General features: G+C 46.6%; 4 tRNA genes and 2 rRNA genes. All 6 read left to right on the top strand.

Annotation, left to right across the window (positions count from 1 at the left end):
- Positions 1-84: ribosomal RNA gene (locus AC1FXZ_RS21960) — 16S ribosomal RNA — on the top strand; the annotation flags it as partial.
- Between the two features lie 309 nt (positions 85-393).
- Positions 394-509 (top strand): 5S ribosomal RNA (rrf, locus tag AC1FXZ_RS21955).
- Positions 510-653: 144 nt separating this feature from the next.
- A tRNA-Leu gene (locus tag AC1FXZ_RS21950) sits at positions 654-742 on the top strand.
- A gap of 12 nt (positions 743-754) precedes the next feature.
- Positions 755-831 (top strand) — tRNA-Arg (locus AC1FXZ_RS21945).
- A gap of 10 nt (positions 832-841) precedes the next feature.
- A tRNA-Pro gene (locus AC1FXZ_RS21940) sits at positions 842-918 on the top strand.
- Between the two features lie 10 nt (positions 919-928).
- Positions 929-999, top strand: a tRNA-Gly gene (locus tag AC1FXZ_RS21935).
- The last annotated feature ends 46 nt before the right edge of the window (positions 1000-1045 follow it).

Genomic DNA, 1045 nt, shown 5'->3' with positions numbered 1-1045 from the left:
CAGCCGCCTAAGGTGGGACAGATGATTGGGGTGAAGTCGTAACAAGGTAGCCGTATCGGAAGGTGCGGCTGGATCACCTCCTTTCTATGGAGTATTTAACTCTAGTCGATGTATGACGTTAGGTCATATACGCTTGTGCTATTTGTTCAGTTTTGAGAGTACTCAAAACTCTCTATTTAAAGCTTTTGCTCCTGCGTCTGCGAGCGTATGCTAACGAAGCATGCTTCCTCGGAGCAAGGCAGCATGAAGCATTAACTGAGAAGTGTTACATGATGTGATTGAAGTCAGTAGCCTTGTTCAGTTTTGGAAGAATTGACTTCTTTCAATAAAGCATTATCTATTTTGAAGGAATCACATTTTCTTCAAGGTGTTATCTTGAAAATACCATTATAGTCTGGTGGCGATAGCGAAGAGGTCACACCCGTTCCCATGCCGAACACGGTCGTTAAGTTCTTTTGCGCCGATGGTAGTTGGGGGCTTCCCCCTGTGAGAGTAGGACGTTGCCAGGCGAAGCATTGGACTAGCTTTTAGCCCCATGTTTAATGGAGCCTTAGCTCAGTTAGTTATTAGAGCATACTGTTTATAGGGTAAGAAGTTCGCGAGTCGTTCACATATTCTATTTGTATATAACTTAAAAAGTATGTATAGTCCTAGCCGGGGTGGTGGAATTGGCAGACACACAGGACTTAAAATCCTGCGGTAGGTGACTACCGTGCCGGTTCAAGTCCGGCCCTCGGCACCATAAGATAAATATGCGCCCTTAGCTCAGCTGGATAGAGTGTTTGACTACGAATCAAAAGGTCGGGAGTTCGAATCTCTCAGGGCGCGCCATAATTTTTAACGGGAAGTGGCTCAGCTTGGTAGAGCACCTGGTTTGGGACCAGGGGGTCGCAGGTTCAAATCCTGTCTTCCCGACCATCTATAACATGCGGGTGTAGTTTAGTGGTAAAACCTCAGCCTTCCAAGCTGATGTCGTGAGTTCGATTCTCATCACCCGCTTTTATTTTACTGTGGGCCTGTAGCTCAGCTGGTTAGAGCGCACGCC

The sequence above is a fragment of the Halalkalibacter sp. HAAS-P014 genome, assembly GCF_056619965.1.
Note: the sequence above shows the minus strand (reverse complement) of the source record. Positions and strands in the feature narration are given on the sequence as shown.